Source organism: Paraburkholderia sp. GAS38, from assembly GCF_050434965.1.
Lineage (GTDB): Bacteria > Pseudomonadota > Gammaproteobacteria > Burkholderiales > Burkholderiaceae > Paraburkholderia > Paraburkholderia phenazinium_A.
Map to the genome: position 1 here is coordinate 492401 of NZ_JBNDJO010000001.1, position 25019 is coordinate 517419.

Genomic DNA, 25019 nt, shown 5'->3' on the forward strand with positions numbered 1-25019 from the left:
TCAGGGGTCCAGGGCTGTATCCAGACCCGGGGCGAAGACCGGCTCGTGGTCCCGCTCCGCTGCCGCCGGGTCCGGCGCACGATCCGCCAGATGCGCGGCCCACGCCCGCAGCGTATCGCCGAAGCCGCCCCGCGCCCGGCTCGCGCGCCGCGCACTCGTCGTGACGCGCGGCGCCGCGCTCCATGCGATCTGCGCGCCGGTCGCCAGCAACTGCTCCACCAACGCGACATCCTCGCTGCAGGCAAGCGGCGCGAAGCCGCCGGCGCGCCGATAAGCCTCAGCCGACACGCCAAGATTCGCACCGTGCACATGCCGGTGACCGTCCGCGTCCCGATACGTGCGCCGGAAATAGTCGCGCAGGTCTGGCGAATGCGCCGTCCAGTCGTCGACGCAGATCGAGCCGCACACCGCATCCGCCCCGAGCGACAACTGCGCCGCGAGCCAGCCGGGCGAGACGCGGCTGTCGGCATCGGTAAACGCCAGCCAGCGGGCGCCGGCATCGAGCAAGCGCTGCGCACCGGCGGCACGCGCGACGCCGACATTTCGCGCCTGCAACGCGAGGGTTTCGACACCGCCGTGCCGGGCGATTTCGGCGGTGCGGTCCGTGCAGTCGTCGAGGACCACGACCGTGCGGACCGCCTCGCCCACCAGCGCCGGATCGCATGCGGCTGCGCGGATTGCCGCGAGACAATGGGCGAGCAGCGCCTCTTCATTGTGTGCGGGGATGACGACGCCGATCATGCGAGCCCCTCTTGCTCCGCCACCGAGCGCGAATCATGCGACCACACGTCGAGCAGCACGTCCGGCTCTTCGTGACACACGAGCCGCGTGAGTCCGCAGCGTGCGTCGAGCAAGGCATGCACGCTAGCCGCCGATTGCGGCGCGGCATCGAATGGCCGCCGCCAGTGACAGGCCAGCAAGGTGCCATCGGGCGTGAGCGAGGTTTTGATACGTTCGGCCAGTTGTTCCAGTTCGGCTGTGGCGAGGTAATAGGCGAGTTCGCTGATCACGATCAGGTCGAAGGCGCCGTCGGGCCAGTCGTGCGGCACGCTGCGGCGTTCGACGCGCACCTGGGGCAGTGCCGCCACGCGTTCCGTGGCGAGGTGCACTGCTGTTTCGTTCAGATCGGCCGCGAGCAGGCTGTCGCAGCGTTCGGCAAGCTGCGCCGAAAGCTCGCCGTTGCCGCAACCCGGCTCGAAGGCGCGCCGGTAGCGCTCGCGCGGCAACAAGGCCAGCGTCAGCAGGCGCTTGCGACGCTCGTACCAGCGGTTGCGAAAGCCCCACGGGTCGTCGCAGGCTTCGTAGAGTGCGTCGAAGTAGCTGTCGGAAGCAATCATGTCGGACTCCTTGTTATCCAGCTTGCGGTCTATCGCTGTATGGCTGAGGACGCACCCTGCACGTCCGGCACGTCTTGCATGCCGCTCGCAGCTATGCGACCCGTCTTAAAGCGCCCACGGATCGCCGCCGTCGCCGCGCTGTTCCAGCGAGCGTTCGCCGAGCGCGGCGAGGTCGCGCTCCGCGTGGCTTTGTCTGAGGAACACCGGCAGGTCGGCCATCGCCCGCGCAAACCGTTCGTTGCGGCACAGCGGCGCCGCGCCGAGCGCCCGGCCCGCGTGGTCCATCACCGTAGTGGCCGCCGCTTCCACCACGAGCCGCGCGCGCAAGGCTGCGCTCATGAGTTCGTCGGCGGGATGCGCGTCGATCTGCGCCGCCGTGGCGCGCAGCACCGCCGCCGCTCCTGCCAGCGCGACCTCGACCGCACCCATATGCGCAAGACGATGCGCGTCCGGGCGAGCGGCCACCGCCCCGGCCATCATGCCGGCGACGCCCGCCGCCGCGCCGTACCAGCACGCGGCAATGCCCGCGCCGCCCTGCCAGAAGCCGGCCCGTCGCACGTAGCCGTGCGGTGCGCCGAGCTGACGCGCCGGCGTCTCGTTGAACGTGACGTCGCCGCTCGCCGTGGCGCGCATGCCGACCGCGTGCCAGTGGCAAGTGGAGATCGAGATGGAGGGTTGATCCAGGGCGAGCGCGGCCAGCACCGGTTGGTCGCCGAGCCACGCCGTCACCAGCGCGTGGCTCACGGCATGCGCGCCGGAGCACCACGCTTTGGTGCCCGTCAGCCGCAGTTGACCGTCCGCGAGCGGCGTGGCCAGCACGCGTGCGCCAGGGGCTTCGGCAGCCCAGACGCCCCAGCGGCTGCCGGCAGGCAGCGCGGGCACGCCCAGTTCAGCGAGGATCGCGAGCGCATCCGTATGGCCTTCGAACAGCTTGACGAGACCGAGATCGCGGGCGGCTACCGACGCCAGCGCGCGCCATCGTGCGAGCGTTTCGCCGCTGCCCGGCAAAGGCACGCGATCGTATCCTGCGTCGACCATCTGCCCCAGCATCGCGCCGAGCGCGGCGGGATCCGACGTATCGAAGGACGCGCGCGCCAGGAATGCTTCGAGCACATGCAGTGGATTTTTTACAGAGTCCTGATGATTTTCGGCGATGACGTCATCGTCAGGCGTGGCGTCATGGGTACGTCGCCTTGCCTCGTGATCGGCTGCACGAATACGGGTATCGAGCATCTGGCCTCCCTTGACCGCTTCGACTGGACTGCGCGGCCGTTGGGGAACCGCAGCGCTTGCCGGGTCTCCGCAAGCGACGTGCCCCGCCCTGCATTCCACTCACCCAACGCGGCGCGAGCGAAGCTCGCATAATGGAGAACTACGTTTGCCGGACGTTCTTTCCCCCACCGGGCGACGCCGCATGAAGGAGATTCGAGCTCGATGAAACACGTCCTTTCCAATGACGAGGCATTGCAACGCGCGGTCATGGCCGAGTTAAGCGCGGCTGGCATGCCGGCGGGCCGCGTCGGCGCTACCGCGCAGGCCGGTATCGTGACGCTGCTGGGCCACGTGCAGCACGCCGACGAGAAGCATCGCGCCGAGGCTGCCACGTTGCGGCTCAAGGAAGTCAAAGCGGTGGTCGTGGCGGTGGAGATTCGCGCCGCGGGCACGGCCAGGCTGCGCGATGACGAGATCGCCGCGCAAGCGCTGACGCGCCTTGCCTGGGACGCGTGGGTGCCGCAGGACGCGCTCAAGGTCAAGGTGGAACACGGGTGGATCACGCTGGTCGGTCAGCTTGACCGGGGCGAGCAGAAGGCGGCCGCGCTAGAGGATGTCAGCCGTCTGTTCGGCGTGGCGGGCGTATCCGACCACACCACCCTCAAGGCCGGCGGCGCTGCCCAAGGGCGACACGGCAAGCGCGTCTGAGCACCGTCGCGCCCCGGTGTGGGGATACGCCACAGCACGGGCACGCAGGTCCTAGCCCGCCGCTTGCCCCATCAACGTCCGGCAATGGCGCGCAATCTGCCGCTCTTCTTCGGTGTGCAGCACGCGCACCTTGCCGGCGGGATCGTCGGCCTTCAGCCCCATGAACTCGAGACCCGCGCAGACACGCCGCCGCACTTCGGCGCTGTGTTCGCCAATGCCTCCCGCAAACACCAGCAGATCGATGCCGCCCAGCAGGGCTGCATAGGCGCCCACATATTTACGCACCGCCGTCGCAAACGCGTCGATCGCCAGTTCGGCATCCTGATCGCCTGCCGCGCTGCGTTTCTCGAGCGCCTGCATGTCGCCCTCGCCCGCAGTAAAGCCGGCAAGGCCGCTCTCGCGATTCAGCAACGTTTCGAGCCGCTCCGCGCTGGGCTGCTCGGTACGCATCAGGTACAGCAGCACGCCGGGGTCGAGATCGCCGCTGCGGGTGGCCATGGGTAGGCCGCCGGTCGGCGTGAGCCCCATCGAGGTATCGATGGAACGTCCATCGCGCAGCGCACACACGCTCGAGCCATTGCCCAGATGCGCAAACACGGCGCGGGCGGGCACCTCCTTGCCGAGACGCCGCACCAATGATTCGTACGACAAACCATGAAAACCATAGCGAATCACACCGGACTCCGCATAGCGGCGCGGCAACGCAAGCTGCGTAGCGACCGGCGGCATCGTGCGATGGAAGGCCGTATCGAAACAGACGTAATGCCGGGCGTCGCCGAAAATCTGCGTGGCCTGATCGATCAGCGCCAGCGCCGGGGGAATATGCAGCGGCGCAAAATGCACCGCGTCGCGCAGATGCTGCATGACCTCGGGCGTGAGAAGCTGATGCTCGCGCAGATGTGGCCCGCCATGCACCACCCGATGCCCGACCGCGGCCGGCCGGGTATGGCCGCGCTCCGCCAGCACGCCGGCGAGCTTCTGCAAGGCGTCGGTTTGCGACTCCAGCACATGGTCCGCCTGAAGCAGAACGGTGCCGTCCGCAGCCTGAATCTTCAGACTACCGTCCGGCCGGCCAATGCCCTCGGCGCTGCCTTTCAGCAAAAGCGATTCGTCATCCTGAACGGCTTCGTCCGCTTCGTGAGAAGCCGCTACGCCGCCGCCCGCCGCAGCGGCATGGCCCGCCTTGAAGAGGCCGAACTTGAGCGACGACGAGCCGCTGTTCAGCACGAGGATCGTCGCCGGATTCGTCTGCGTCTGCGTCATCGCCCTACCCCGTCCAGGTCCAGTTGCGGATCTCTTCCCTGTCGATCCCCTCGGCATGCGCATACGCGACATGCTCGATGATCTGGTCGCGCAGCCACTCCTTGGCGTGGTCGCCGACGCCGCGCAGGCCCGGCACGCGGTCGATCGCGTCGATAGCCAGCGAAAAGCGATCCACCTGGTTGATGATGGCCAGTTCGAGCGGCGTGTTGATATTGCCCTTCTCGTGATAGCCGTGCACGTGCAGGTTGTCGTGATTGGCGCGGCGGTAGGTGAGCTTGTGCACCAGCGACGAGTACGAGTGGAAGTTGAAGATGACCGGCTTGTCGCGCGTGAACAGCGAATCGAAATCGCGGTCCGACAGGCCGTGCGGATGCTCGGTATCGGGCATCAACCGGAACAGGTCGACCACGTTGACGAAGCGGATCTTCAGGCTGGGAAACTTCTCCCGCAGAATCTGCACCGCCGCCAGCGATTCCATGGTCGGGATGTCGCCCGCGCAGGCCATCACCACGTCCGGCTCGGCGCCCTGATCGGTGGAGGCCCAGTCCCAGATGCCGATGCCCTTCGTGCAATGCGTGACCGCCGCGGCCATGTCGAGGTACTGCAAATGCGGCTGCTTGTCGGCGACGATCACGTTGACGTAATCGCGCGAACGCAGGCAATGGTCGGCCACGCTCAAGAGGCAATTGGCGTCGGGCGGCAGATAGATGCGCACCACGTTCGGGCTTTTGTTGGTGACGACGTCGAGAAAGCCCGGGTCCTGGTGCGTAAAGCCGTTGTGATCCTGACGCCAGACCAGCGACGTAATCAGCAGGTTGATGGACGGCACCGGTTGCCGCCATCTCAACTCGAGCTTCGCCTTTTCCAGCCATTTGGCGTGCTGGTTGAACATCGAGTCGATTACGTGCACGAATGCTTCATAGGTGGCGAATAGCCCATGCCGTCCCGTCAGCACGTAGCCCTCGAACCATCCTTCGAGCGTGTGCTCGCTGAGCATTTCCATGACGCGGCCGTCCACCGACAGCTCGCCGCCGTCCTCGTCGCTGGGCTCGAAGTCGGCCAGCCAGGTTTTCTCCGAAGCCTCGTAGATCGCCGTCAGCCGGTTGCTGGCCGTCTCGTCCGGCCCGAACACGCGAAAGTCGCTCATATTGCGCCGCATGACTTCGCAGAGAAACTTGCCGAGCACATCCGTGGGCGACACATAGGTCGAACCGGGCGCGCCGGCGTCGACACCGTACTCGCGAAACTCGGGCATATCGAGCGCCTTGCACAGCAGCCCGCCGTTCGCATGCGGATTGGCGCTGATGCGGCGCGAGCCGCTGGGCGCGAGTTCGCGCAGCTCGGCCACCAGCCGGCCGTGTTCGTCGAACAGGTCTTCCGGACGATAGCGCCGCAGCCAGCCTTCGAGCACTTTCAGGTTTTTCTCGTTGGTGGCGGGATCGGGAATCGGCACCTGGTGCGCACGCCACGAACCCTCCACGCGGTGTCCGTCCACTTCCTTCGGACCGGTCCAGCCCTTGGGCGAGCGCAGCACGATCATCGGCCAGCGCGGCCGTTCGGCACGGCCGCTTGCGCGCGCCTGCTGCTGGATGGCGCGGATTTCGCCGATGCAGTGTTCGAGCGTGGCGGCCATCTTCTGATGCATCGCTTCCGGTTCGTCGCCTTCGACGAAATACGGTTTGTGTCCGTAGCCCGTCAGCAACGCTTCCAGTTCCTCATGCGGAATACGCGCGAGGATGGTCGGATTGGCGATCTTGTAGCCGTTCAGATGCAGCACTGGCAACACGGCGCCGTCGCGGATCGGATTGAGGAATTTGTTCGAATGCCATGAAGTGGCGAGCGGTCCTGTTTCCGCCTCGCCGTCGCCCACCATCACGGTGACGATCAGGTCCGGGTTGTCGAACGCTGCGCCGTAGCCGTGCGAGAGGCTGTAGCCGAGTTCGCCGCCTTCGTGAATCGAACCGGGCGTCTCGGGCGTGCAATGCGAGCCGATCCCGCCAGGAAACGAAAACTGGCGGAAAAAGCGCCGCATGCCGGCTTCGTCTTCGCTGCGGTCCGGATAGATCTCCGAGTAATGGCCTTCAAGATAGCTGCTCGCCAGCGTGGCCGGCGCGCCATGGCCAGGACCGGCGATATACACGACGTTCAGGTCGAGTTTGCGGATCAGGCGGTTCAGGTGAACCAGCAGGAAGCTCTGACCGGGATCCGAGCCCCAGTGCCCGAGCAGGCGCCGTTTGATGTGTTCCGGCTTGAGCGGTTCGCGCAAAAGCGGATTGTCGCGCAGGTAGATCATGCCGGCCGCGAGGTAATTGCACGCGTTCCAGTAGCGGTCCATCTTGCGCAACGTTTCGGCATCCAGCACCGGGTTCTGGGTGTTGATCTCGGCCATCGGGTCACTCCATGGTATGGACTGCCTGTTCACGTGGGGTGTGCATCAGAGCATTCCACTGTCCGTCCGGGGTGTGACAAGCGTGCGACGGCAAGGTTCGCAGCGGGCGAGACTTAGGCGGAAAACACCGCGAGATCCATGCTGGCCAGATCGCCGATATGCTCGATCGTGATGTCGGCCGGCGGATAGGCGACGAGATTGGCCGTGTCCAGCGCGTAATGCCCCTGGCGTGGAAAGACGGTAATCAGCCGCTCTTTCCAGCTCTGTTTCATCGCGGCGAGGATCCGCAGCTTGTCGTCGATCATCACGTAGCGGCGAGCCGGATAGCGTTGCACGACTTCGTCCAGCATCTGCTCCTTGTGGATGTAGATCAGCACGCGCCCTTCCACGGCGTCCCAGAGTCCCGACTGCTTGATCTTGCGGGGCTGGAACACCACGTCGCCGTCGGACAGGATCACCGTCGGGCCAAGCGTGCGCAGCCGCGCGAGCGCCGCCAGCGCGTTGGGGTACAGGCGGCTCGGGAACGGATAGTCGATCAGGAACGACGACATCAGCATCAGCCGGGTGTCGCACTGACGCTCCAGCCGGTAGCGTTGCAAGGCTCCGAGGTAGTCGGCGTAACCCAGTTCGCTACGCAGCGTTTCGAAGATTTCCCAGTACCGGTCGCTGCTCGCCCCGAACTCTTCGTTCAGATGGGCGCGCAGATCCGCGACCACGGCATCGTTGTTCAGCAACGTGTTGTCGACATCGAGCAGGAATACGACTTCTTCAGGCGCGCTCATACGGTAAGTTCCTCCACAGGCAAGAGTGATGAGTACGTCCGCCGTGCGCGGTTCGCGCCGTCGGGCGGCCATACCGTGGGCTTGGGCGAAGCGGTTTAGCCGGTATTGATCATACGCGCGCTGAGACGCAGGTGTCGCTGAAGTCGACGGCGGCGGCGCCGGACTGGTGGCGTCTCGTGGAACTGCCTGATTCGTCGCTTGCCCGTCAAGTGTTCAGTTATCCGAACTTAGCTGATCCCGAGCGATGCCGTTGCGAATCCGCTTGATGGTGAACGATATGCGGTGGAGTCGACGCCATGACGGCGTTCGACGCGCGGCGACAAAAAGATGCGCGCTCCCGGGACCTGCATGGGCGCGCGCAATTCACTTGCTACACGGCGGCATCAATCGGACCGGGGAATCCATGGTTTGACGCCTCCGCCACTTCAGGTTACCCGCATCGGCAGCAGACTGAAAGCGATAAAACGACGTCAACTCCATTTCATTGCCATCCACGGAAATGAAAGCCGCAATTGTTCGGAATAAATTAAATGGTGGCGGTCCGATTAAGCGGTATTTAATACCTGATGTCGGCAGCGGACTCTATTTTGTCGTACGGGCGGCACGGCTGCGAACCTCGGCCGACCCGCTGCATCAGGCAAAAAAAAGCCCGCTCTGATGCACGGGCCCAAACGTTCGGTGGAGAACGTTCCAGAAAGCGGCTTAAATTTAACCTGAAAAAAATCAATGACCAAGCACAATTGCTTTCCTGCATTCGGCTTACCAAATAATCAATTCGTCCCTTTATGCAATGAGTGAGTCAGGGGACAAACGGCTTAGCTGACATCCGGGGTCCGGCGTCGACCCGCACGCCCGAATCGCGCAGCACATTCAGGCTGTGCCCGGCGCCTAACGCGTAGACGACGGCGCCCAGATGGTCATGACGCATCATTGAGTCGCCCAGGTCTTATTGCAGGATGCTATTCGAACTCAAATCAGCGTCTTGTCGAATATTTACCGAGTCATTTTCGTTTCATTGACATTTCGCAGCGTGCGAATCCGGCGGGACAAGCCGGTCTCCGTATTCGTCCGCATTGCGAACGCACGCGGCGTCGTGCGAAATTGCCGCCAACGCAACGGGCCACATGCCCGGCGGTCAACCTTCCAGAATGTCTAAAACAAGAGGCGTACATGTCCACTCAGAAGGCGGCTGAAATCGCTGCCCGGTTTGACCGGTTGCCCCCCTCACGCACCGTCTGGATCATGGTGATCCTGATCTCGCTGGGCGGCGTGTTCGAGTTCTACGACCTGTTCTTCACCGGCTACGTCGCACCCGGCATGGTCGAATCGGGGCTGTTCAAGCCCGAGTCGCTGGGCTTTTTTGCAGCGCTGCAGCCGCTCGCGGTGGCCGGCTTCGGTACCTTTGTGTTTGCCACCTTCGCGGGCCTGTGGATCGGCACGGTGGCGTTCGGCTTCGTGGCGGACCGCTTCGGGCGGCGCGTCGTGTTCACGTGGTCGCTGATCTGGTACATGGTCTGCACGATCATCATGGCCTTCCAGACCTCGGGCTTCGCGCTCGATATCTGGCGCCTTGTCGCGGGCATCGGTATCGGCGTCGAGCTGGTCACCATCGACACCTATATCTCCGAGCTGATCCCGAGCGGCGAGCGTGGCCGTGCGTATGCGGTCAACCAGTTCATCACCTTCTCGGTGGTGCCGGTCGTCGCGTTCCTTGCCTACGCGTTAAAGGGCACCCAGCCGCTCGGTCTCGAATACTGGCGGGTGGTGATCCTGATCGGCTCGGTGGGCGCGGTGATCGTCTGGATCCTGCGCCGCAAGATTCCGGAGAGCCCGCGCTGGCTCGCGCGGCACGGCCGCATCGAGGAAGCCGAGCGCATCGTCGCCGATATCGAACGCCGGGTCGCCGCCGAGAAAGGCGTGGTCTTGCCGGCCCCGCAGCCGGTCTCGCCCGAACAGGCGGGCACCGGTTCGTACAAGGAGATTTTCGGGCCGCGCTACCGGACCCGCACGATCATCCTGTCGATCTTCAACATGGCTCAGGTGATCGGCTTCTACGGCTTCGCCGCCTGGGTGCCGACGCTCCTGATCCATCGTGGCATCCACGTGACGGCGAGCCTCGGGTATGCCTTCGTGATTGCCATTGCCAATCCGTTCGGGCCGCTGCTGGGCGTGTGGTTCGCCGACAAGCTGGAGCGCAAGACGCAGATTTGCGGCGGACTGATTACGATGGCCGTGGTCATCGCGGTGTTCTCCCAGGCGTCCGCGCCGTGGTTGCTGATCGTGCTGGGGGTGCTGTTCACACTGGCCGCGAACATCATGTCCTATGCCTATCACGGCTACCAGGCCGAGCTGTTTCCGACCCGGGTGCGGGCCCGGGCAATCGGCTTTGTCTATTCGTGGAGCCGGATCTCCGCCGCGTTTGCGGGACTGGCGATCGGCATTCTGTTGCATGGCTACGGCGTGCCGGGGGTGGCGGCGTTCATCGGGGTGTCGATGCTGGTCGGCATTAGCATGATCCTGCTCGGACCGTCGACACGCGGACTGTCGCTCGAAACCATCAGCCATTGATCCAGACGCCGGCGCCTGAACGGGGCAGCGGTTTGTCGCTGCAGCCCCTCGGGCGAATGGCGATCCACGCGCGCAAAAAAAGAAAGGCCCGGCGACGGGCCGGGCCTGCAAAGGTTACCCCGCTGCAAAGGCAAGGGGCAACTGGACGTGGCAAACAGGGTACTGCGAGGGTACTGCGGACTGCGGGTACTGAGGATGCCGTTGGGCGCTGCGTCCAGCGCCCGGCGGATAGCGTTCAATGTATCCGCTCCGTCTTAAAGGGACCTTAAGCTCGCGCGCCGTATTGCCTGACATCCTGCCGCCCTTGCCCTTGCCGATCAACCTGCGGCAAGCGACGATGCGATGCATAATCCCTGCGAGGCCACCACCACAACCAACGGACGCGCGGCGATGACGGAACGTGAAAGCGGAGCAGCAAACGCGGTGCCCCGGAGCGAGACCGCGGCGAGCACAGGGCACGCGTCGAGCGGGTCCAGGCCGTCCCCGGCATCGCGCCGAACCTTGTGGGTCATCGTCCTGACGCTGCCGGTTACGATCGTGGCACTCGCCATCGCGCTGGAGCTTTTCGGCCTGTTGTTGCGGCTCGGTTGACGTCTTGCAACGGTGATCGTCAGATCACGGTTCGCGTAACAGCGGAGCGCGCCGCTGCGGGGATGCGCGCGCTAGTCGCCGAAGCCCAGTTCGGCGTCGATCTGCTGGCCGAGCGCCAGCACCGCGCCGAAGCCGGACGACACGATCGCGTTCTGGCCGAAGGTCAGCGCGCCATCGAGCCGCGCATTGCCACGGTAGGTGCTCATCGTATCGAGCGGTTCGTTCGGCCAGTGCGGATCGGGCGCGCCGCTTGCCTGGTCGATGGTGGGAATCGGACAGCGCGCGCACGGCTTGACGAGGTGCAACTGCGCCGTTTCGTCGCCCACCCAGATGGTGAGACTTTCCACATAGTCTTCGTCGTACGCCTCGAGACCGGTGAACACCAGGTTGGGCCGGAAACGGTTCATCGGAATCGGCGGCGCGCCTTTGGCCGTCAGCCGCCGGTTCAGATCGGCCAGCGAGGCCTCGCCGGCCACCAGCAAGGGGAACCCGTCCGCGAACTGGGTGATCGCCGCGAGATCGCCCGTCCACACCGGATCGACCACGCGCCGCACCGCCGGGTCGAAGCGCACCAGCCGCGCCGGCACGCCGAGGAACGCGGAAAACCAGGCCTCGGTCTGCGGACCGGTGTCGAAGGCCGACATGGTGTCGCGCCACACCCGCGTCTCGATCAGCGCGGGCCGCTCGAGCGCCGTCACGGCGAGCGGCGTGCGCAGCTCAGGCATGCCGGGCGCGGTGACGATCAGTTCGCCCTGGCCCAGCGCGACGCGGATGAGCGCGAGGCGCGCATGGCTGCGCTGCGTCAACATGAGCCCGCTCGGGTCGACCACCATCCAGTTACGGTCGTATTCCAGACCGGTGTCAAGCAACCGCGCTTCGTGCAATGCGATGCCCGCGCACGATTTGATCGGATAGACGTAAAGACTGCTGACAGCTGGCATGGTGGGAAGATTCTTTTAAACGCGTAGAGACCGATTGTAGTGCGAGTTGCCGGCTGCGCTGGGCGTGGTCAATATCAACGCTTCGCCGCGCGGCCGGTCATGCGACCCAGCACGTCGACGCGCTGGATCAACTGATGGTAGATCACCGCGAGCACGTGCCCGGCGATCAATGCATACGTGAGCCAGGCGAGCAGTCCATGCACGCGCCCGCCGAGATGGCCGAGCGCCTTGTCCAGCGGCACCACCGAGGGCACCTGGAACAGCCAGAACCAGTTGACCGGATGACCGCCCGCGTAGGAGTTGATATAGCCGCTGATCGGCATGGCGAACAGGATCAGATACAGCAGGCCGTGGCCGATGTGCGCGAGCGTCTGCTCGAAGGCCGGGATGGCGGCGGGCAGAGGCGGCGCGGTGCCCGACAGTCGCGTAACCACGCGGATCAGCGTCAGCAGCAATACCGTCAGGCCAATCGACTTGTGCAGGTTGAACCAGTTTTCCTGCATGGGATCGTGACGGTCGAGCCCGGTCATGTACCAGGCGAGCGGAATCACGACGAACATGCACAGCGCGGTCAGCCAGTGCAGCACCCGCAGCGTGAGGCTGTAGGTCAGGCGGACCGACGGCATGGCGGCGCCCGCGGCGGAAGACGTTGGCGAGGGACGGGACATGGTGAGAGCCTTTCGATCGAACACGGATGAGAAAAAGCGTGACATGGAAATAAGGCCCGTGAGCAAGCGGCCCGCGTACGGTGCGTTACGCGCCATTACCGGCACGGCGGCACGATTCCTCCATGCTACGCCTGTGCGACCGGCATGCGATCGGCATGCAACCCGCGTGCCATCGCGGCGCCACCAGGATGCCATCGCGAAGCCATTCCACCGCCATTGAGGCGCCATCGAAGCGGCGAACAGCGTCGTTCGGGACACTGCTGCAGAGCGGGCGTTTATTTCGGCGGTTACGTCCCCAGGCGCTTGGACGTAAAATTCCGGAGCGCTGCACTGCCGCGAAGCCACCGGCTCTCGTCGGAACGTCCAACTGATGGCCCTCAGATGGGCGGGCAGCAATACCGACCGACCACAACGCCTGAAAGAATCCGTACCCTAATCCAAACAGGACATTCATTATGCTGACGAAATCCGTTTTGACCGTTGCCGAGACGACGCAGATTCTCGACGCTGCGCGCGCCGAGGCCGAAAAGAACCAATGGGCCGTGACAATCGCCGTGACCGACGACGGCGGCCATCTGTTGAGCCTGCTGCGTCTCGACGGCTGCGCGCCGGTCGGCGCCTACATCGCCACCGAGAAGGCCCGCACCGCGGCACTCGGCCGGCGCGAATCGAAGGTCTACGAAGACATGATCAACGGCGGCCGCACGGCCTTCCTGAGCGCCCCGCTCCAGGGCACGCTCGAAGGCGGGGTGCCGGTGATCGTCGGCGGCCAGGTGGTCGGCGCGGTGGGTGTGTCCGGCGTCAAGGCGGATCAGGATGCCCAAATCGCCAAGGCGGGTGCCACCGCCCTGAACGGTTAAGTCAAGCAAGAAGCCAGGCAGCATGCAGGAACAGGCCGGTGGCCCCACACCGGCCCAGCCCAATCAGATGGAGCAGTCCATGACTCAGATGACCAAGCGAAGCGGACTGCAGGTAGCCGCGAATCTCGACCAGTTTGTCGAACAGGAAGCCCTGCCGGGTACCGGCGTAGACAGCGCCGCCTTCTGGGCGGGGTTCGACGCGCTGGTGCACGACCTCGCCCCGAAGAACCGCGCCCTGCTGGCCGAGCGCGACCGCCTGCAAACCGAGCTCGATCAGTGGCACCGCGCCCATCCGGGCCCGGTGCGCGACCTGCCCGCTTACCGCAGCTTCCTCGAAAGCATCGGCTATCTCATGCCGGTGCCCGCCCGCGTCAAGGCCACGACCGACCACGTGGACCGCGAGATCGCCGAGCAGGCCGGCCCGCAGCTCGTCGTGCCGCTGTCGAACCAGCGCTATGCCCTGAACGCCGCCAATGCGCGCTGGGGCAGCCTGTACGACGCGCTGTACGGCACCGATGCGATTCCCGAGACCGATGGCGCGGAGAAGCAACGCGGCTTCAATCCGCTGCGCGGCGCGCGCGTGATTGCCCGTGCCCGTGCTTTCCTCGACGAAGCCGCGCCGCTCGCCAGCGGCTCGCATGTCGACGCCACGCGCTACAGCGTCGAAGGCGGCGAGCTGGTGGTGAAGCTGAAGAACGGCGCGACCGCGCTGAAGACAGCGGCGCAATTCATCGGCTATCAGGGCGAACCTGACGCGCCCTCGGCCGTGCTGCTGAAGCACAACGGCCTGCACTTCGAAATCCAGATCGACGCCGACGATTCGATCGGCAAGACCGACGCCGCGCACGTCAAGGACGTGCTGATGGAAGCGGCGGTGAGCACGATCATCGACTGCGAAGACTCGGTCGCGGCCGTCGATGCGGACGACAAGGTCCAGCTTTACCGCAACTGGCTCGGCCTGATGACCGGCGATCTGACCGAAGAGGTCACGAAGAACGGCAAGACCTTCACGCGCCGGCTGAATGCAGATCGCGTGTATACCGCCGCGAACGGCACCGCGCCGGTCGTGCTGCATGGCCGCTCGCTGCTGTTCATCCGCAACGTCGGTCATCTGATGACCAATCCGGCGGTGCTGACGAAGGATGGCGAGGAGATTCCGGAAGGCATTCTCGACGCGGTGATCACCACGTTGTGCGCGCTGCACGACCGCAAGCATCATCTGAATTCGCGCACCGGCTCGGTCTATATCGTGAAGCCGAAGATGCACGGCCCGGCGGAAGTCGCGTTTGCGAGCGAACTGTTCGCGCGCGTCGAAGACCTGCTCGGCCTCGAGCGCAACACCATCAAGATGGGCATCATGGACGAGGAGCGCCGCACCAGCGTCAACCTCGCCGCGTGTATCGCCGAAGCGTCGGAGCGGGTTGCGTTCATCAATACCGGCTTCCTCGACCGCACCGGCGACGAGATGCACACCGCGATGCAGGCGGGTCCGATGCTGCGCAAGGGCGACATGAAGTCGACCGCGTGGATCGGCGCTTACGAGCGCAGCAACGTGCTGGAAGGTCTCGCGGCGGGCTTGCGTGGCCGCGCGCAGATCGGCAAGGGCATGTGGGCCATGCCGGATCTGATGCACGCCATGCTGGAGCAGAAGATCGCTCATCCGAAGGCCGGCGCCAATACGGCATGGGTGCCCTCGCCGACCGCGGCGACGCTGCACGCGCTGCACTATCACCAGGTGGACGTGCAGGCCGTGCAGCAGGAACTGGAAAAGATCGATCTGGCCAGCGTGCGCAGTGAATTGCTGGACGGTCTGCTGACCATTCCCGTGGTCGAAGCCGCCAAGTGGAACGACGACGAAATCCGCCAGGAAGTCGAGAACAACGCGCAAGGCATTCTCGGTTATGTGGTGCGTTGGGTCGATCAGGGCGTCGGTTGCTCGAAGGTGCCGGATATTCACAACGTCGGCCTGATGGAAGACCGCGCGACGCTGCGCATTTCCAGCCAGCACATCGCGAACTGGCTGTATCACGGCGTGGTGACGCGCGAACTGGTCGAAGAAACCTTTAAGCGCATGGCCAAGGTGGTCGACGAGCAGAACGCGGGAGATCCGCACTACCAGCCGATGTCCCCGGGCTTCGACACGATCGCGTTCAAGGCGGCGCAGGCGCTCGTGTTCGAAGGACGCGAGCAGCCGAGCGGCTATACGGAACCGTTGCTGCACAAGTTCCGGCTTGAGGTGAAGGCTTCCGCCTGATACGGAATCCCGACCGTCTGAAGGAACGACTCGCGGGCGGCACGTGGCCCGCGAGTCGAGTCCATCGGACGGAAGCAGCAAATCCCTGTTTCGCTTTTCCGTCCGCAGACCGTCAGTGCCAGTCAGTCAATAGTCAGCCGGATTTCATCTGAAGCCGGCTATCGGCGGCCAGCCGTTGGTCCACATATCCGACTACCGCGTCGCGGGTATTTTCCAGGTGGCTACGGGTCTGCGCATAGACCGCTTCGATATCGCGCGCTTCGTAGGCGCGCAGCAGCGCCGCATGCTCGCGGTTGTTGGACGCCATGAGATCCTGATCGACGTGCATCGAAAGACTCACGTACGGGCGGGCCGCATGCGAAAGCGACTCCACGATGTCGAACAATCGCGTATGCACCTGGCTCTTCACGAGATGTTCGTGGAACGTTTCGTTCAGCAGCGACCACTGTTCCGGAGAAGCGGTCGCCACCATCGCCGCGTGACTGCCTTTGGCGGCGTTGAGATCGTCGGTCGTGGTATGCGGGCATGCGCGTTGCGCCAGCATCGGCTCGAGCATCACGCGCAGTTCATAGATACCGGTCACGTCAACCAGCGTTAGACCTCGCGTCTCGACACCCTTGTTCGGGTCAATCGAGACGAGCCCTTCAGCCCGCAAGTCTCGAAACGCCTCTCGTACCGGCGTCGTGCTGACATGAAGACGCTTCGCCACTTCCTCCTGACGCAGGTGCGTGTTGGCCGGATACAGGCCTTGCAGGATTTCCGCCCTGAGCGTGCTCAGCACATATTGCTGAGCGGTCCGATAGAGTCTGGTCAACGCCTACCTCAATGCGGCCTCGATCCATGCCGCTGTTTGCAGGGTCCGCAGATCGCCGTCATGTCGACCGACCACCTGGAAGCCTAACGGCAGTCCGTCTTGCGATTGACCCGACGGCACCGTGACAGCAGGCACACCGAGAAAACTCCACGGCGCGCAGAAAGTGGCGTCCCCGGTGTCGGCCAGCCCCTCGGGCGCCTGCCCCACCGCCGGTACGGTCACGAGCGCATCGCAGCCGTCGATGAAGCCGTCGAATTCGCCGCGCAGCCGAGCTTGCAACGCCAACGCCGCGTCGTACTTCGCGGGCGCAAGCGCCGCGCCCGCCGCCGTCAGCACCGACATGTGCCGGCTGATCCTGTCGGGGTGCTCCGCCGCTACAGGTCCGATGGCGCGCGCCGCTTCGACCTGCAGGATAGTTTGCAACGCGTCGAGGATAGACGGCATGTCGTCGAACGGATCGAGTTCCACGAGCGTCGCGCCGGCGGCCGCGAGGCGCATGAGCGTCGCGTCGAAATTGGCCTTCTGTTCGCCTGTCACACGGTCCCAGAAAGGCGTGCGAACCACGCCCAGCTTTTGCGGACACCGCACCGGAAAGTACGCGCCCCATGCATCGAGATCCGCGATCGCCTCGGGCTTCGCGTCGACGAACAACGCATGACAGAGTGCCGCGCCCTCCACGGTCTGGGCAAAGAAGCCGACATGATCGAGAGAAGGCGCCAGCGGATTCACGCCGGCCGAAGGTATCCTGCCATGCGTGGGCTTATAGCCGACCACGCCGCAGAACGCCGCGGGCCGGATCACGGAACCCACCGTCTGGGTGCCGACCGCCAGCGGCAGGATGCCGGCCCCGACCGCCGCCGCCGACCCGCTCGAAGAACCGCCAGGGGTATGAAGCCGGTTCCACGGATTGACGGTCGGCCCCGGTTCACGCCATGCAAACTCGGTCGTCACGGTCTTGCCGAACACGACGCCGCCGAAGTGCCGTATCCGTTCGACGATCCACGCGTCTTCAGCGGGCCTGAAGCCCGCGTAAATGGGCGAACCATAGGTCGTGGGCATGTCGTGCGTCGCGATCAGATCCTTGACGCCGATCGGCAAACCCGCCAGCGGCCGGCTCACCGCGTCCCGGGTCTCAAAGGTGTCGGGCCGGTAGACGAAGGCCTTTAACCAAGGCTCGCAGTCTTGCGCCCGTGTCTGGGCGGCTTCGAGCCGCGCACGGCAGATCGTCTCATCGCCACGGCTCGCGATCAGGTCGGCCACGAGTGAAGCGGTTGTCTCGCTCATTTCGCGCTGGCCTTGGCAAAGGAATCGTCTACCGCGCTGTTGTACGTCACGCTGCCCGGCTTGATATTGCCGACATACTCCTGAAGGTCCAGCGCATTGCGAAACGCCTGCTCGGAAATATCGGGCGTCGTGGCGTAGATCTTCTGGTCGATCAAACGGCCCACCGCGGTCTCGACGATTTTCCTGTCGAGGGTGGGAAACTCCGCGACGGCCACGGCCTTGGCGGTATCCGGCGACTGCTGGATCAGCGCTTCGGCCTGCGCGACGGACTTCACGAACGCCGCGACCATCGCGGGCCGCGACTTGATGGTCGACGCCAGCGTATCCATCGTCGAGAAGGCGTAGCCGCCGGGATAGCTCTTGGGAAACGCATAGAGAATCTTGTAGCCGGATGCGATGCCCTGGTCGGCTTGCGGCTCATAAAGCGCGGCGGCCACTGCACGGCCTGCGGCGACCGGCGCCAGCTCGGTGCCGATCTGCACCGTATTCAGATTCACGCCGGCAATATTCTCCTGCTTGATCAAGCGCTGCAGCAGATACGTGCTGGTAGACGGGGGCAGCGCCGCCGACACGGTCTTGCCCGCCAGATCGGCCTGGCTCTTGAGCCCGGAATCGGGCGGCGTCACGATCCACACCGGCACGCCTGAGACGACGTTCGCCACGTTGACGAGCGTGGCGCCCTTCAGATTGGCCAGCACGGCGGTCATCGGATCCTGCAGCGAAAAATCGGCGTGTCCGCCGATCACCGCGGCAACGCCCTGCGCACCGCTGCCCGCTGTCACCTTCTGCACGTCGAGACCGTTTTGCGCGAACAGGCCTTTATCGATTGCAACATAGAGCGGCAGATACTGGATCGACTGGAACGCCTGGTAGACGACCACCTTCTCCGGCGCCGCCCACGCAGACTGGGTCGCTGTGGTCGCGAGCAGGATGCCGGCCGCGCAGGCCTGCACGAACCGGCTGGCGAGAAACCTGTGGCGCGACGCCTGGCCTTGCAGGGAGGTGAGCGGCTGATTCATCGTTTGGTTTTCCATGAAATGATCCGGCTTTCCGCGAGTTGAACGATTCCGGTCAGCAGTGTCGCCATCAACGTCAGAATCATGATGCCGAGCCAGACCGTATTGAGGTCGAAGAGCGAGCCGGCAACGAACACTTCGTGACCCAGCCCGGATTGGGAGGCGATATATTCACCCACGACGGCGCCGATCAACGCGAAGCCGATGTTGACGCGCAGCGTGGAGAAGATCCATGGCAGCGCGCCCGGTACGATCAGCTTGCGAAAGATCATGCCGGGCTTGGCCTTGAACGAAAGAAACAGATTCAACAGGTCGCGGTCGACCTCCTTCGCCGCCGCGCAGGACGAGATCATCGCCACTGCAAAAGTGGAAATGCCGGCGAGCCAGACTTTCGACGTCATGTCCGAACCGAACCAGATGACGATCAGCGGGCCGAGCGCAATCTTGGGAATACTGTTCAGTATCACCGCGAACCCTTCGGTCACGCCGGCTACACGCGGCACGAACCAGAGCAGCAGACCGAGTCCGATCCCCAGTCCGCTGCCGATCACGAGGCCGAGCACGGTCTCGTACAAGGTCGTCAACGTATCCGTCACCAGGTTGCCCTGCGTCAGCCCTACGGCCGCAGCCTTGTAGATGCCCAACGGCGAGCCGAACAACTGGCCGTTGATCCACGCGCGTCCGGCCGCCACCTGCCAGAGAACGACCAGCGCCACCGTGATCAGGGTAACGACCGCACCCGTCGCCGCCCTGCCTTGCAAACGCCGCACGCGTGCACTCCGCTGCGGCGAGACTGCCGGGAAAACCGCGTCGCTCATGTCGAGGCTCCGGCATGGTGGATGCTATTGCTGCGCAGACCGTCCCAGATCCGTTTATGCAAGGTACGGAATTCCGGCGCCTCGCGCGCCGATACGGCATTGCGGGGACCTTGCGTGGAAAGCCTGACCTCCACCCTGTCTTCGATGCGGGCCGGGCGGCCGCCGAGCAGCATCACGCAATCGCTCATCGCGATCGCCTCTTCGATATCGTGCGTGACCAGTACGACACTCGTCCCGGTACTTTCACGCAACAGCATCACGTCGTCCTCGAGCGCGAGGCGCGTCTCGTAGTCGAGTGCCGAGAACGGTTCGTCGAGCAGCACCAGCGTGGGATCGACGAGCAACGTACGCGTCAGTGCAACCCGCTGCCGCATGCCGCCGGACAACGCATGCGGATAGGCGTCGATTACCGGCGCGAGGCCATAGCGTGCCAGCATGTCGCGGGCGCGCTCGACATCGGCGCGCGTCACCTTCCTGTAAAGCTCGATGCCTAGCAACGCGTTGTGCAGCACCGAGCGCCACGGCATCAGCAGGTCTTTCTGCAGCATGTAGGCGATGCGGCCCGCTGCGCCGTCGCTGCGGCGGCCTACTTCGATGCGGCCGGCCTGCGGACTGAGCAAGCCCGAGATCAGGTTGAACAGCGTGCTTTTGCCCGCGCCGCTGCGACCGACGATGGACACGATCTCCCCTGCGCCGACGCTGAAATTCAGCCCGGCGAAGAGGGTCGTTCGCACACCGTCGTCGGTCTCGAAGCCATGGTTCAGCCCCGCAACCGTCAAGCGCGCGCCCGGCTTGAGATCGTCTGCCGAAGCGTTCCGTTCGACTCCCTGCGGCATCACTGTGTTCGATGTGTTCATTGGCATACCCAGGAAATGGCACAGTGCCGCCAATGCATTGTGCACAATGCACAGTGAGCGAAAAAAAAACGCTTCACAACTCGCCATAAAAAATCCGCAGGCCCTCCCGAGCGCGCCTCCCTTTACATAACGCGCAGCGCCGCGCGCGAAGCGAACCCGGCTCGGGCCCCGGCCTCAAGCTGTGACGTTTGCTCACAAAGTCAATATTTTTCGTCCATTGTCGTCCACACGGCCAGAGCGCTTAATCGACTGCGAGAGCATTCCGTAACGCGTAAATCTGGGGGAACCATGGACATTGGCGCGCTCAAACCCGCGATTTCCGATCGGTTGATGAAACGGATCGCCTGGCGGCTCGCCCCACTCATGATCGTGATGTACATCGCGAACCAGCTTGATCGCGCCAACATCGGCTATGCCGCGCTGACCATGAACGCCGAGCTCCACATGACGGCGGCGCAATACGGTTTCGCGGCAAGCCTGTTTTTTCTTGGCTACATCCTGTTCGAAGTCCCGAGCAACCTGTGCATGCATCGGTTCGGCGCGCGGCGCTGGATGGCGCGCATCCTGTTGAGCTGGGGTCTGCTGTCTTCGCTGACCAGCTTCGTTCCCGACTCCCGCTGGCTCTATATCGCCCGCTTCTGTCTTGGCGCGTTCGAGGCGGGGCTGTTTCCGGGCATGGTGTACTACCTCACGCTGTGGATGCCCGCGCGCAATCGCGTCTGGATGATGTCGCTGTTCGTGACGGCTATCCCTCTTACCGGCGTGCTAGGCGCACCCGTTTCTACATGGCTGATGGCGCATGCGAATGTATTCGGGGTGACCGGCTGGCGCGCGATGATCCTGCTGGAGGGCGTGCCCGCGCTCGTCCTCGGCGTGGTCGCCTGGTTCTGGATGGCGGACAGCCCTTCCCGCGCGCGCTGGTTGTCTACGACGGAAAAGGCTGAAATCGCCGCCGCACTCGCGGTCGAACAGGCTCAGGCAGCGGCCGTCACCTCACCGGCCAGCGCATGGCGAGCGCTTGGCAATCCGAAGGTCTGGGCGCTCGGTACCGTCTATTTCGGCACCAATGCCGGCATCATCGGTTTGCTCTATTTCCTGCCGCAAGTGGTCAAGACGTTTGAACATACTTTTGGCGTGACTTACAGCCTCACGGATATCGGGCTCATCACGGCGGTTCCATTCGGCGTTGCCGTCATCGCGACGCTGATCTGGGGCCGTCTGGTCAGCCGCCACAACGTCGGCGCCTGGCACGTGGCGGGCCCGCTGCTGGTGTGCGCGGCCGCGCTTTCGGTCGCCCTGCTGCTGAAGTCCCCCTACCAGTCGATCGTCGCGCTCTCGATCGGCGCCTCAGCGTGCTTTTGCAGCATCACGACCTTCTGGCAGTTGCCGAGCCGCATCCTCACCGATCGTGCCGCAGCGGCCGGCATCGCGTTGATCACGAGTATCGGGGTGTCGTCGGGATTTTTGCTGCCTTATTTTATTGGCTGGGTGAAGGATGCAACCGGCACCTTCGTGCTCGCGTTTATCGGCATTGCAGCGACGATGGTGCTCGCGTCGATCGTGGTCTTCCTGCTCGAGACCCGTTGGCGCGCGGTCGGCCAGCCTCGACTCGCCAGCGAATGAGCGCCGCCAGCGCCGCCTCGTACGAAGGGCTATGATCGACGCATCCATTGCCATTTCCTTTCGCCAGCCAGGATTATCGATGCGCCGCGGTGTCCCCAGTCTCAGCGCCCTGCAGGCTTTCGAAGCAGCGGCGCGACATGAAAGTTTTTCGAAAGCCGCTGTCGAACTGTCGCAGACGCATGGCGCCGTCTGCAAGAAGGTCAACGAACTCGAGGCGCATCTGGGCATCACGCTGTTCGAGCGGGTGCGCCAGCGGCTGGTACTGTCTGCGGCGGGTGCGGAGTACGCGCGGCGGATTCGCGTCCATCTCGACCAGATTCGCCGCGATACGCTCGAACTGGTCCGCCAGCAAAGCGAAGTCAAAATCCAGTTGGCCGTCGGTGTGACGTTCGCCTCGCAATGGCTGATTCCGCGCCTGCACGACTTCTACGAGCTCAATCCGGATCTGCAGTTGCACATCATGGGCCGCGACCAGCCCACCTTCTTCGACAATTCCAGCTTCGACGCCGCGATCTATTTTGCGCAGAGCCTGTGGCCCGCGATGCCGGGACAGCCGCTCGTCAACGACGACAGGATTCTGGCGGTCTGTGCACCCGCGTTGATCGGTCGGCGCGATAGCTTGAGCGCGGAAGGAATCAGCGCGCTGCCGTGGATCCACACCCGCGATCTTCCGCGCGCGTGGCTTGCCTGGTCCGAGACGGCCTGTTCGAAGGTCATCGAACCCAGCACGTCGAACCAGCACTACGACATGTTCATCATGGCCATCAACGCGGCGATTTCCGGACTGGGTGTGGCCCTGCTTCCGCGCATCCTGATCGAACGGGAGTTGCAGAGCGGCGCGCTGATTCAGGTGCACCCTCACTCGATTCCGAATCCGGAGACCGTCTACTACTCGTTTCCGGAGCAAAAACGCGACTGGGAGCCGCTTCAACGCTTCGATCGATGGCTGAGCGCAGCCGTTCGCGACTATCGCGACGGCTGCCGCCGCGACCACACGGCAGCCGTCGAAGCGACGCTTGCGCCGAACTGAGCACCCGGTTTCAGGCGAGTTCGCGCAGATCGGGGCTGTCGCGCAGGAGTTGTTGATAAAGCCCCTGGAAGTTCAGCCACGCGACATAGTCCGAGCCGAGTTGTGCGCGCGTCGTCCTCGCTGCCTCATCGGATAACGGCTCGATCGGGCCGGCCGCTTCGGCCAGTAGCTGCACCTGGCAGCAACGCTCCATGGCGATGAAGCGGTATGCCGCGGCGTCGACCGATGAACCGACCGTCAGCAGGCCATGATTGAGCAACACGGCGGCGCGTTTTGTGCCCATGGTCTCGGCAATCCGGCGGCCCTCTTCTGTGGCGAGCACGACGACGTCGCCGCGAAACAGCACGTGATCGTCATAGAAGAGACAAGCCTCCTGATTGAGTGGCGCCAGCAACCTCGGGCGCGCCGAGAAGGCGCGGCCGAAGGTCGTATGCGTATGCGCCGCGGCAACGACATCGGGATTCGCGCCGTGGATCCCGCAATGAATCGCTGCCGCCGCGGCGTTGACCGGCGCGCTCCCATGATAGATGTTGGCATCCTCGTCGATGCACACGAGATCGTCGGGGTGAATCGAGGAAAAATGCTGTGCGTACGGATTGACCCAGAACCGGTCGTGAAACTCCGGATCACGCACCGTGATATGTCCTGCTATGCCCTCGGCAAGCCCGAAGCGCGCGAAGAGGCGAAACGCCGCAGCGAGTTTGAGTTTGCGATGCTGGCGTTCTGCGTCGAAGCTTGCGAATACCGGCGGCACCGGCAAACGTCCGCCGATCGGTTTGGGAATCTGCAACTCGCGGACTTCCGCATGGCCCATGACACGCTCCTTCGTGCTGATCGAGCCTTGATTTTCTTCCGTGCCGGGGACACGGTCCATCGACGATTTCTCACAGGATTGCTTCTTGCGCTCACAGCGAATGACGTAGGCCCTTTTACGCACAACTGTTTTGCGTAACGGGTCGCTTTCGCAAAGGTTCGTCAACCGCCTGTGCCGTACCGGTACACTAAAGGCTCAGGCAGATCGACTCACGCAAAAAATGGACTATTTTTCGGCGGTACACGCTTTCGTTCGTGCAGCGGAACTGCAGAGCTTCAGCAAAGCGGCACGCGAGATGACCGTGAAGACTTCAACCATCTCGCGATATGTGAGCGACCTAGAAAAAGATCTGGGCATCGCCCTCTTCAATCGCTCGACACGCGGTCTCGTGCTGACCGAGGGCGGCCGGGTATTTCGCGAGCGCGCGATCCTGGCGCTCGAGGCACTCGATGACGCCCGCCAGGCCACCTCGTCGCTCAATAGCTCGCCGCAGGGCCTGCTGCGCGTGACCCTGCCATCCGCCTTCGGACGCCGGCACGTGGTGCCGCACCTTCCCGCCTTCATGACCCGGTACCCGGACATCGACCTCGACCTCGTGCTGACCGACGAGACCGTGAACATGATCGATGCCGGGATTGACGCGGCCATTCGTATCGGGGTCTTGTCCGATTCTTCCTTGATGGCTAAACGTCTTGCCCCGCATCGACGGATCGTCTGCGGCAGCCCGAATTATTTCGACCGCAACGGCATGCCCTCCGTGCCGGCCGATCTCGAAGCTCATGAGTCGTTGCGCCTGTCGCTGCTGCCCGGCGACAAATGGCTTTTCACCCGTGCGGGAAAGACCAAAGCGGCCCTGGAACAGACACCCGTCGAATTGAAAGGCCGCTTGCGCGCCAACGACTCCGAGGCGGTGCTCGACCTCGCGCTGGCGGGATGCGGCATCGCGCTCCTGCCCACCTGGCTCGCGGGCACCGCGCTACGCGAGGGACGCCTGCTCCACGCCCTCCCCGAATGGGAGGCGCGCACCGGCAAGGCCGAACCGGCCATCTGGGCGGTCTATCCGCCGAAGAAGATCGTGTCGTCGAAGGTACGCTCGTTTGTCGACTTCTTTGCGGAGGTGATCGGCGAGCCACCGTACTGGGACGACGGCATCTCAAAGCACGCATGAGAGCCGGCACGGCACTCCCTTT

Annotated in this window: 21 protein-coding genes; 7 read left to right on the forward strand and 14 right to left on the reverse strand. The window is 64.2% G+C overall.

All coding sequences use genetic code 11. The annotated features are described in order from the left end of the window. The 3 genes from P3T42_RS02080 to P3T42_RS02090 form a co-directional block, all read right to left on the reverse strand. The gene (locus P3T42_RS02080) at positions 1–741 is read right to left on the reverse strand and encodes a glycosyltransferase (protein ID WP_429305040.1); all 741 of its coding nucleotides are present in this window, start codon (positions 739–741) and stop codon (positions 1–3) included. Beyond that, positions 738–1337, reverse strand: a complete 600-nt coding sequence (locus P3T42_RS02085) for a class I SAM-dependent methyltransferase (protein ID WP_429305041.1) — start codon at positions 1335–1337, stop codon at positions 738–740. The genes P3T42_RS02080 and P3T42_RS02085 overlap by 4 nt, the downstream gene beginning before the upstream one ends. A 105-nt stretch (positions 1338–1442) precedes the next feature. Beyond that, positions 1443–2570: an acyl-CoA dehydrogenase gene (locus P3T42_RS02090; protein WP_429305042.1), complete on the reverse strand. Its 1128-nt coding sequence runs from the start codon at positions 2568–2570 to the stop codon at positions 1443–1445. A 201-nt stretch (positions 2571–2771) separates the two neighbouring features. Between P3T42_RS02090 and P3T42_RS02095 the strand changes: the two genes are divergently transcribed. Continuing rightward, a complete protein-coding gene (locus P3T42_RS02095) occupies positions 2772–3257 on the forward strand; it encodes a BON domain-containing protein (protein ID WP_429305043.1) in 486 nt (161 codons plus the stop codon). 51 nt (positions 3258–3308) lie between these two features. Here the strand turns inward: P3T42_RS02095 and P3T42_RS02100 are convergent, their stop codons facing one another. From P3T42_RS02100 to P3T42_RS02110, 3 genes are all read right to left on the reverse strand, one after another. Continuing rightward, entirely contained in the window at positions 3309–4520 is a 1212-nt protein-coding gene (locus tag P3T42_RS02100; RefSeq protein ID WP_429305044.1) for an acetate/propionate family kinase, read from the reverse strand. A gap of 4 nt (positions 4521–4524) precedes the next feature. After that, positions 4525–6909 carry a phosphoketolase family protein gene (locus P3T42_RS02105; RefSeq protein WP_074298903.1) on the reverse strand — a complete coding sequence of 795 codons (2385 nt, stop codon included), beginning with the start codon at positions 6907–6909 and terminating at the stop codon, positions 4525–4527. Between the two features lie 113 nt (positions 6910–7022). After that, a complete protein-coding gene (locus P3T42_RS02110; RefSeq protein ID WP_429305045.1) occupies positions 7023–7691 on the reverse strand; it encodes an HAD family hydrolase in 669 nt (222 codons plus the stop codon). 1170 nt (positions 7692–8861) lie between these two features. On the opposite strand from P3T42_RS02110, the gene P3T42_RS02115 reads away from it, so the two are divergent. Beyond that, positions 8862–10259: an MFS transporter gene (locus P3T42_RS02115; protein WP_429305046.1), complete on the forward strand. Its 1398-nt coding sequence runs from the start codon at positions 8862–8864 to the stop codon at positions 10257–10259. Between the two features lie 662 nt (positions 10260–10921). Here P3T42_RS02115 and P3T42_RS02120 read toward each other — a convergent pair. Further along, positions 10922–11791, reverse strand: coding sequence for an MOSC domain-containing protein (locus P3T42_RS02120; protein WP_429305047.1), 870 nt, complete (start codon positions 11789–11791; stop codon positions 10922–10924). A 74-nt stretch (positions 11792–11865) separates the two neighbouring features. Further along, entirely contained in the window at positions 11866–12459 is a 594-nt protein-coding gene (locus P3T42_RS02125) for a cytochrome b (protein WP_429305048.1), read from the reverse strand. A 455-nt stretch (positions 12460–12914) separates the two neighbouring features. Here P3T42_RS02125 and P3T42_RS02130 point away from each other — a divergent pair, with 455 nt between their 5' ends. Then, positions 12915–13319, forward strand: a complete 405-nt coding sequence (locus P3T42_RS02130; RefSeq protein ID WP_074298893.1) for a heme-binding protein — start codon at positions 12915–12917, stop codon at positions 13317–13319. 79 nt (positions 13320–13398) lie between these two features. Continuing rightward, a complete protein-coding gene (locus P3T42_RS02135) occupies positions 13399–15573 on the forward strand; it encodes a malate synthase G (protein ID WP_429305049.1) in 2175 nt (724 codons plus the stop codon). Between the two features lie 133 nt (positions 15574–15706). Here the strand turns inward: P3T42_RS02135 and P3T42_RS02140 are convergent, their stop codons facing one another. The 5 genes from P3T42_RS02140 to P3T42_RS02160 are packed head-to-tail and all read right to left on the reverse strand — an operon-like array spanning position 15707 to position 20362. Then, positions 15707–16387 (reverse strand): GntR family transcriptional regulator, encoded by a 681-nt coding sequence (locus tag P3T42_RS02140; RefSeq protein WP_074298888.1) that lies wholly within the window; start codon positions 16385–16387, stop codon positions 15707–15709. A 3-nt stretch (positions 16388–16390) separates the two neighbouring features. Then, positions 16391–17671, reverse strand: a complete 1281-nt coding sequence (locus tag P3T42_RS02145; RefSeq protein ID WP_429305050.1) for an amidase — start codon at positions 17669–17671, stop codon at positions 16391–16393. Next, positions 17668–18705, reverse strand: coding sequence for an ABC transporter substrate-binding protein (locus P3T42_RS02150; protein WP_429305051.1), 1038 nt, complete (start codon positions 18703–18705; stop codon positions 17668–17670). Before P3T42_RS02150 ends, P3T42_RS02145 begins: the two co-directional genes overlap by 4 nt. After that, a complete protein-coding gene (locus tag P3T42_RS02155; protein ID WP_429305052.1) occupies positions 18687–19505 on the reverse strand; it encodes an ABC transporter permease in 819 nt (272 codons plus the stop codon). The genes P3T42_RS02150 and P3T42_RS02155 overlap by 19 nt, the downstream gene beginning before the upstream one ends. Continuing rightward, a complete protein-coding gene (locus P3T42_RS02160) occupies positions 19502–20362 on the reverse strand; it encodes an ABC transporter ATP-binding protein (protein WP_429305053.1) in 861 nt (286 codons plus the stop codon). The genes P3T42_RS02155 and P3T42_RS02160 overlap by 4 nt, the downstream gene beginning before the upstream one ends. Positions 20363–20692: 330 nt before the next feature. Between P3T42_RS02160 and P3T42_RS02165 the strand changes: the two genes are divergently transcribed. Both P3T42_RS02165 and P3T42_RS02170 read left to right on the forward strand, forming a co-directional pair. Continuing rightward, complete coding sequence (locus P3T42_RS02165; protein WP_429305054.1) at positions 20693–21985, forward strand: MFS transporter; 1293 nt, start codon at positions 20693–20695, stop codon at positions 21983–21985. 79 nt (positions 21986–22064) lie between these two features. Further along, on the forward strand, positions 22065–23015 hold the full coding sequence (locus tag P3T42_RS02170; protein ID WP_429305055.1) for a LysR substrate-binding domain-containing protein: 951 nt from the start codon (positions 22065–22067) through the stop codon (positions 23013–23015). A 10-nt stretch (positions 23016–23025) separates the two neighbouring features. Here the strand turns inward: P3T42_RS02170 and P3T42_RS02175 are convergent, their stop codons facing one another. After that, positions 23026–23889 (reverse strand): class II aldolase/adducin family protein, encoded by an 864-nt coding sequence (locus tag P3T42_RS02175; RefSeq protein WP_253190171.1) that lies wholly within the window; start codon positions 23887–23889, stop codon positions 23026–23028. Positions 23890–24049: 160 nt separating this feature from the next. Here P3T42_RS02175 and P3T42_RS02180 point away from each other — a divergent pair, with 160 nt between their 5' ends. After that, positions 24050–24997 carry a LysR family transcriptional regulator gene (locus P3T42_RS02180; protein WP_074298879.1) on the forward strand — a complete coding sequence of 316 codons (948 nt, stop codon included), beginning with the start codon at positions 24050–24052 and terminating at the stop codon, positions 24995–24997. Positions 24998–25019 lie beyond the last annotated feature (22 nt).